Source organism: Nitrospinaceae bacterium (genome assembly GCA_018669005.1).
Taxonomy (GTDB): Bacteria; UBA8248; UBA8248; order UBA8248; family UBA8248; genus UBA8248.
In genome coordinates this window covers 23475-31903 of sequence record JABJAL010000070.1, presented here as the reverse complement: position 1 = coordinate 31903, position 8429 = coordinate 23475, and the positions used below count along the sequence as shown (strand labels likewise).

The window sequence follows — 8429 nt, the reverse complement described above, 5'->3', positions numbered from 1 at the left end:
GGGGGGGGGGGGGGCATATGGGCCCGCCCGCCGGGAGCGCAGGCGCGACCGCCGATGGGGCGATGAAGCGGATAAGTTTTTTCGGCATTTTAAGTACCCCTCCGGAAACTCAAATTGGGAACCAAAAATCGATACTTAAATATTAAAGTCCTTTAATTTTAGAGCTAATCGCCCACTCCGTAGTATTATTTATATATAGGTTATTTTGGTAAATTTTTCAACAACTTAATCATATCGCCTGATTATCGTGTAAGTTGTTGAATGGTAATCACTTAAACAATTAAATGTCCTTTTTTGAATAATAATAGGAGTAAATAATCTGAATAATTTGTCATTTGGACATGTTTCGCTCGAACTCACCCTAACCCTCTTCAGGGGGAAAGGGGGTGGGTATAGAGAACGAGGTGGCTGTGGATGAGGAGCGAGACGCCTATCCCACAATCAGGGTAGGGGCCCAGCTACAGCAAATGCCGCGAAACTGTAGGAAGGTTCATGGTTAGGGCGGTTTCTAGGTGCGACGCCCGTTCATCCAGTAAATTGGGGCCCAGCTACAGCAAGTGCCGCGAAACTGTAGGGGGGTTCATGGTTAGGGCGGTTTCTAGGTGCGACATGTGGTTGTGAATCCGGCGCTGGGGATGATCGAGATATTCTCCCTCCCTAGCGCTCCAGGGGCTCTAGGTCGATGGCGGCGTCGATGAGCCAGGGTTTCCCCGAGGCGAGAGCGGCTCGCACGGCCTCGATGAGTTCATTGGGTGTCTCTACGCTCGTCGAGCCCATGCCCATTGAGCCAGCCATGGCGGGGAAATCGAGCCGCGGATCGTTGAAGTCCATCGCAGGAAATTGGCGGAACTCGTTGGCCTTGCCATCGAGGTTCAAGATGCGCTCCTTCAAGATGCGATAGGAGCGGTTGTTGGCGATAATCCATACGGCGTTAAGCCCATAGCGCGCGGCCGTCCAAAGTGTCTGAATGGTGTACATGGCCGAGCCGTCGCCTGATACGCACACGACGGGGCGATCAGGCGTGGCGGCTTGGACGCCCAGTGCAGTGGGGAGCCCCATGCCGATGCCCCCGCCTTTCATGCCGAACAGGTCGTTGACTTTCCCGCCAATGGCTCGGCGCAGGCCGTTTCCGCCGGTGGTGAGAGATTCATCAACAAATGCGGCGCCCTCGGGCAGGGCCTCGCGGATGGCGGCCTGAAACGCCGTACGGGACATGCCGGCTTTGTCTTGCTCGCCGGATTTGAAGGCGGGATCGACCGCTTTCCAAAAACTTTGGTTCTCGGCCTCGACTCGCGCCCGGCGTTCTTGGGCCTGGGTATGTAGGGCCTCGTCCCATGTTCGGTGCAACATGGTGCTCATTAGCGGCAGGGTGGTTTTTGGGTCTCCGAAGAGGGCGACTTCGGCCGGGTAGCTTTTTCCAATATCCCAAGTATTCAGATCGAGGTGGATGGCCCGGATGTGTTCGGGGATGGAATTAACGTCCGGTGGAAACGAGAGGACGAGGGGCTCGGAGCCGATGAAGAAGACAACATCCGCCTCCTCAAGTATCTCACGCATTTTCCCGGCGAGCCTAGGAAGATCGCCCGCGAACTGGGGGTGGGTCACAGGAAAGCTAAAGGCGTTCGAGGCGCACTCTCCATATACTTTAGCTCCGAGAAACTCGGCAAGCGCCACCAGCTCGTCCTGTGCGCCCGAGCGGGCGATGCCCTGCCCGGTCACGAGGACCGGGTTTTTCGCCTCGGTGAGAAGTTTCGCCGCTCGCTCTATGGCTTCTGCTGCGGCTGGAAAGCGAGTCGGGATACGTGTGGGCGAGCCCGTGATGCCGCCCGTTGGCGTCTGAAGAACGTCGCCGGGCAAAGAAAGAAATACCGGCCCCGTCGGCGGTGTCAGCGCCACCTTAATGGCCCGGCGAACAGCGTGTTCCAGATCTCGCACATCCCGCACTTCATATGCCCACTTGGTCAGCGGCTCGGCTATCCGGGGCAGATCGTCCCAGAGAATGATCTCATGAAAATGGCCGGGCTGTCCCTGGTTTCCTGCGGTGACGACGAGTGGCGAGCCGGCGCGTTTGGCGTTGTATAGATTTCCCATTGCGTTTCCGAGTCCGGGAGCGACATGCACATTGACGATGCCTACTTCCCCCGTGGCGAAGGCATAGCCCTCGGCGGCGGCAACGGCCACTGACTCGTGCAGGCACAAGTAATATTGGAGACGATCTTCATTTACCAGAGCGTCCATCAGCGGAAGCTCTGTGGTCCCCGGGTTGCCGAATATACATTTCACCCCTTCGTCGATTAGGGTTTCCATGAACAGAGTCGCGCCGTTGGTTTTCATTTGAAATTCCTTATGTATTGTTTTCCCAGGTTCAAGTCATCAAGGCGCCGGCTTTTCCTTTAATAGCCGTGATGCCGGCAAGCTCAAGGCATTTTTCAGTGCTTGGCGGCATAATCATTCCGGCCCTGGCGTCGCGGTGAAATCGTTGAAGTGGAAAGTGGCGCATCAGGCCAGAGCCGCCCGCTATCTTTATCGCTTTTTCGGTGATCATCGCCGCCGTTTCCGCAGAGGTGAATTTCGCCTCGTTAATTGCACCATAGGCCGCCTCGGCCCCATTAGCTCCGATTAACCACCCCGCTCGTCGTACCATCAACAACGCGGCATCAAGGGCAATCTTCATTTCGCCGATTTGGCGTGAAATCGGCGGGTAGGTAGCTATCGGGACATTATCGGGCTGGAGCTTTCGTTTTTTTGCATAATCTACAACCCACTCGAAAGCCCCGCCTCCTGCGCCTAGATATACGGCAGAGTAACCAAAGCCAAATTTTGGGAGAACATCCGGCCGTATGGGGTCCCCCGCGTTTCCAACTCTGTCGTTCGGGGCAATTTTTACATCTTCAAAACTCATCGAGGCGCTCATGGTGCCTCTCATTGAAAACGAATCCCAACCTTTATCGATCTTCATACCAGGTGCGCCAGCGGGAGTGACAAAGAGATACAGGCTCCTTGCTAGTTCCTCATCGCCAAGCTGACACCACAGCACATAGAAATCCGCTTCTCCTGCCATCGAGCAAAAATATTTTTTCCCGTTGATTATATATCCGTCATCGGTGTTTTTGGCGTGGGTGTCCATCACCATTTTCCCGTGAAGGCTTGATGTCGTCTCGCTCGCATAGCTCGCAAAAATTTTTCCGTCGAGCACGGCCCTGGCATAGCGCTCCGACTGTTCTGCTGAGCCAAGAAGGCAGGTGAGGACATGAACTATCGAACTGTGCATATGAAAAAGCATAGCTGTTGTCGTGCATCCTTTACCCAACTCGTAGAGGATCATCGAATAGGCCTCTGGGTCGGCATAAAGATCCCGACCGCCGAGAGGCTCTGGAAGTGTGAGGGACATAAAACCCTCCTGGGCCATGTCATTGAAGTTAGCACGAGGAAATTTGTTTTCCTGGTCAACCACCTCGGCGCGAGGCGCAAGTATGTCTTTTGATATTGTAATGGAGCGTTTTATCAAGTCGCCATATTTGGGATTGGTTGAAAAGTCCATAAAATTGATTCCTGACAGAAAATATCGTTTTTGATTAAGGCGTGCCGACAAATTCAGGGTTAGCCTCGATAATGGACTTGGCGACACTATCAAGACATTTTTCCGAGTTGGGCGGCATTACAAGACCCGAGCGCGCTTCGCGGTGAAGCCGTTCAAGTGGATTTTCTCTGAGAAGTCCGGCGCCGCCCGCCACTTTGATCGCTTTGTCGGTAATCGATGCGGATGCCTCTGAGGCGGTGTATTTCGCCGCGCTTATGTTGGGAAAAGCCTCCTCGGCTCCGAATGTTTTTAGTTTCCATGCGGCGTGCTGAACCATCAGGAGCGCTTTTTCCATCTCGATTTTCATTTCTCCGATGAGTCTTTGGATGGGTTGATAAGATGAAATCGATACGTTGTCGGGTTTTAGTTTTCGCTTTTGGGCATAGTCCAACACCCATTCATATGCTGCTGCGCCGACACCAAGATAAACAGCAGAATAACCAAGAGCGAATTTGGGTGTGATGTCCGCACGTATGGGGTCGCCCCCTTTTCCAAAAAGGCTGTCGGCAGAAACATCGACGTTTTCTATTTTCAGAGAATGGCTGGCAGTTCCGCGCAGGGCGTAGGAATTCCACTGGCTATCGATGGTGAAGCCGGGATGATTCGCGGGACAAAAGAGAAAAGACATGCTCTTGCGGACGTCCCAGTCTTCTCCGATCTGGACCCATAGTGTGTAGTAGTCCGCCTCTCCGGCCATGGAGCAGAAAACTTTTCGGCCGTTAATGACGAATTTTTCGCCAACGAGCTTGGCGTGGGTGTCCAGTTTTCGCTTCCATTGCGTACTGGTTCCAGCTTCACCGCCATGGCTTGCTATGATTTTTCCGTCTCGCACGAGCGTAGAGAGGTTTTTTCTCTGCGCCGGGGTGCCCAGGGTCATGAGGAAGTGGGTAATGGAATTATGCATGTGTAGTAGCAGCGCGGTGTTTGTACATCCCTTTGATAGCTCGAAGAGAATCATCACATATGTGGTGGGGTCCGAATACATATCGAAGCCCCCATCTTCTTCGGGAAGCGTCAGGCAGGTGAATCCCTCTTTTGCCAGGGCATCTAAATTTTCTCTCGGGAATCTGGCTTCATCGTCATATTGACGTGCTCGTGGCGCTAGTAGTTCTTTCGAAAGAACCTTGGCGCGCTCATAGAGTGCCAGGTTTTTTGGTTGGAGAGTTAGATCCATACGTATTTCAATTCCAAGAAATTAAGTGGAAGTTGCTCAGGGATGTACCGGGGAGCCGATTTTTTTATCCCTCAACCTGAACCCAGTCGCGTGCATCGTCTCCGTACGCCTCGAAACCACTTTCAGTAACGACCACGGTATCCTCAAGTTTCACAAAACCAACTTCTTCGTTTTTTAGATCGGTTTCTACGGACAAAACCATGCCAGCTTCAATTGGGCGATTTGCGTGTGAGCCTGGATAAGGGACGCTTCCGTCGCTGGAGAGACGAGGGGCTTCGTGCTGAATCATCCCCATGCCATGGGCCACAAACTTGATTTCATTGTTGTGTGTACATTTGGCTTTTTCTGCAAAGGCTTTTTCGTGAATTTCGTTTCCGGTTATGCCGGGCCGAATGGCAGCTCTGGCCGCGGCCTGAATTGCCTGAACTTCTCCGAGAAGATCTTTCATTAGCGAGGTGGGCTCTCCCATCACCGCCATTCGGCAAAGATCGCCCAGGTAACCATGGAGGTTGCCACCCGAGTCGAGAGAGAGGATGTTCCCTTTTTTCCAGGTCGCGTCCGAGGGGGCGCGGTTGAAACTAGGGCCGGTGCATGTGAGGCAATATTCAAAATCGAGTCCGCGTTGCGTCTCCTCTTTTCTAACTCTTTCGGCAATTTCATATGTGGTGGTGCCCGCTAAAGTAGAATTCATGACGGTGACCATGGAGCCGATAATGTGATTAGATGCTTCCTTGAGAAGAGCAAGTTCGTCCGCGCGTTTCACGGAACGCAGATTTTCTAGGATAAAGAGGGCGTCGGTAAATTTGGCGTCCGGAAGTTCTTCTCTGAGAGCATCATAGGCGTCGGCGGGGAGAAATCCTTTTTCTATGGCGATGGTGCCTTTCTCCAGTCCAAGTTCGCGAATGGCGTTGGCCGCCTCTTTGCCCGTGGTGCCGCTATGCCACTGGTCGTTCCGGACGTTGGGAACCCAAAATGGCTCGACTTCATGTTGCCAGCCCTCCAGTGCGTTTCCGATATAAAACGCTTTGCTCGGGTCGCCTTTAGGATAGCCAAGTATGGGAAGGTAGCGGCTTACGCCTATGGCATCTTTGTGTGCGAAAAAGAAGAAAACAAAACCGCCGGTCAGGTATCTAATATTGTCTTTGGTAGATGCTAATAAAAGGTCAACGCCATCGTTTTCCATGAGTGTGTTTATTTTTTCATGGTCGAATGGGATTCTCATTTTTTTACTTCTCCCTAGCCGATTTGAAGAGCCTTGTAGTAGGGTTTCTGGGGGGAGCTTTTCGATAAAGGTGATAGTGTAAATTATCTGACAAAGTACATCCTTGTCCTTGGAATTCTCACCTGTGCATGAAGAAAAGATGAATTCTAGGTTGTCATGCGTCCCCTCAAAAAGCAAGGGTTGAGCGTGGATGGACCTAATTGTTTATAGCGGGTTCTGCCCGCCTGCTCATATGTGAAATGGGTTAGTTTCACGCAATTTCGATTGCTAGGGGATGTGCCGTGATTGTTATTTATATAAGGAGATGAAGGAGATCGGAAAGGGTGTACTACTCGTTAATGGTCTTCTTTTGGGATTGGAGATGAATGATTTTTTGTTGGGAATGAGGTTTTGTGGGTAACAATTTGAGGTAGGTGTTTTTAGCTAGATGGCGGGGCGTTTGGGTCTGTTGGGAAGAAAAGGCTTTGTTTTCATTTGTGAAAATGGGATACATGTATTTCTTTGCCGCTAATCGAGATGGCTTCGTTGACTGCATAAAGGGATTATCTATATAATTGAAATCGTTGACGGTATGTTATTTTTGGAAATTTGTTCTTTAAGGCTTCTGCCCTTTTTGGAAGAATATTTGTATGCAGCCTCTTTCATCTAATTTTGTCTATATTCTCTATGCTTTTTCAATTTCTTTTGCGCTAGTGCTCGTATTGACGCCGGTTGTGAAACTCTTGGCTAATCGGTTTGGATATGTGGCTCAGCCGGCGGGTTCTCGCTGGCACAAGGAGCCGACTCCCCTGCTGGGTGGGGTAGCCATTTTCTTTGGCGTGATGTTCAGCCTGGCATTTTTCCTGCTTAAACTTTGGGAGCCGCGTCTACTGGGATTTGTCCTGGGCGGGCTCATTGTCTTTGCTGTTGGTTTTTGGGACGATCTTTCGAGCCTAAGGCCAGTTACTAAATTGCTGAGCCAGATTATAGCCGCTTGCCTGGCTGTTTTTACGGGTAATGTTTTTAATTTTGGCGGCCATGAGCTTTTTGCTGTTTTGCTGACGATATTTTGGATCGCATCACTCACCAACGCGTTTAATTTAATCGACAATATGGACGGCTTGTGCGCGGGGACAGCCTGTATTTCAGGTCTCGTTCTTGTGGCGTACGCCTTTGTGAATGGCGATGTGCTTGTCGGGGTGATCTCTGCGGCATTTGTAGGCGCATGTCTGGGTTTTCTGCGCTACAACTTTTCTCCTGCTTCTATTTTTATGGGCGACAGTGGGAGCATGACTATCGGCTACGCATTTGCTGTCGTATCCATCATGGCTACGGGAAAAGATGTGGGAAATATTGTTGCGACGCTGGCGATTCCCGTCCTGGTTCTGGGAGTTCCGATTTTCGATACCGCATTGGTTTCATTCTCTCGAATTCTAAAGGGCAAGAGTATTTCCGAGGGAGGGACGGACCATACCTCTCATCGCCTGGTGATTCTCGGCCTGAGTGAGAAGCGGACGGTTTTGTTGATTTATCTGTTCAGTTTGATTCTCGGTGGGACGGCTTTCCTCTACGCCTACCTGAATTTCTCGATAGTCCTCGTTATGTCGGTCGTCCTGATGTCGGGCGCCGTGGTTTTCGGCCTTTTCTTGGGGGAGGTGAAGGTGGATTCGGTGGAATTGCCTCTTGCCTTGAGCCACCGAAAAGAGGAGTCGCCTGCGGTGCTTGGGACAAATGTTTTTCACAAACGCGCGTTTGTAGAAATGCTGCTCGATATGGTCGCCATTTGTCTGGCGTATTATGCGGCGACTCTGCTGCGCTACGAGGCAGAGCTTACGCCAACGCGGCTTGCGCGGATATGGGTGACGTTGCCGGTCATCATTCCGGTGAAACTGATTGTGTTGTATGCCTTTGGTTTGTACCGAAGCATGTGGCGTTATCTGGGAATCGTCGATTTGATTCATCTTTGTCGAGCAGTGACGACATCCTCGGTGATCACTGTTGTGGCAATATTGATGATTTGGAATTTCGAGGGCTACTCGCGGACGGTTTTTGTCATCGACTGGATGATCATGTTGATGTTGGTGGCCGGTCTACGGCTGCTTTTCCGTGGGCTTCGTGACGCACTGCCGGGTGTTCAGAAAAACTCTGGCAAGCGCGTTTTGATAATCGGCGCCGGCGATGCCGGAGAGATGCTTGTGAGGGAGATGCAAAATAATTCCCGACTGGGTTATCAACCTGTTGGCTTTATTGATGATAATCCAGGGAAAATTGGTCGCCGAATGTTTGGCCTCGATGTCATGGGTGGCCGCTTTTCACTTAGAAGAATTTTGGTGGAGGAGAGAATAGAAGAGGTCGTTGTCGCGATACCTTCCGCTCCCGATGAAGACCTGGCGGATTTCTTTGCTCCATGTGATGAGCTTGGAATAAAATGCCGCAGGATTCATAGTCTCATCTGAATTGATAACCATATTCAT

At 51.3% G+C, this 8429-nt stretch carries 5 protein-coding genes; 1 reads left to right on the top strand and 4 read right to left on the bottom strand.

Translation table 11 applies throughout. From position 1 onward, the window contains the following. Positions 1-657 precede the first annotated feature (657 nt). The 4 genes from HOJ95_09510 to HOJ95_09495 all read right to left on the bottom strand — a co-directional run bounded on the left by HOJ95_09510 (position 658) and on the right by HOJ95_09495 (position 5976). Entirely contained in the window at positions 658-2334 is a 1677-nt protein-coding gene (locus HOJ95_09510; GenBank protein ID MBT6394930.1) for a thiamine pyrophosphate-binding protein, read from the bottom strand. Positions 2335-2365: 31 nt separating this feature from the next. Beyond that, positions 2366-3541 carry an acyl-CoA/acyl-ACP dehydrogenase gene (locus HOJ95_09505; GenBank protein ID MBT6394929.1) on the bottom strand — a complete coding sequence of 392 codons (1176 nt, stop codon included), beginning with the start codon at positions 3539-3541 and terminating at the stop codon, positions 2366-2368. A gap of 34 nt (positions 3542-3575) precedes the next feature. Further along, positions 3576-4754, bottom strand: coding sequence for an acyl-CoA/acyl-ACP dehydrogenase (locus HOJ95_09500; GenBank protein MBT6394928.1), 1179 nt, complete (start codon positions 4752-4754; stop codon positions 3576-3578). 64 nt (positions 4755-4818) lie between these two features. Beyond that, a complete protein-coding gene (locus tag HOJ95_09495) occupies positions 4819-5976 on the bottom strand; it encodes an aminopeptidase P family protein (protein ID MBT6394927.1) in 1158 nt (385 codons plus the stop codon). A 629-nt stretch (positions 5977-6605) separates the two neighbouring features. On the opposite strand from HOJ95_09495, the gene HOJ95_09490 reads away from it, so the two are divergent. Next, a complete protein-coding gene (locus tag HOJ95_09490) occupies positions 6606-8411 on the top strand; it encodes a hypothetical protein (protein ID MBT6394926.1) in 1806 nt (601 codons plus the stop codon). Positions 8412-8429: the final 18 nt, after the last annotated feature.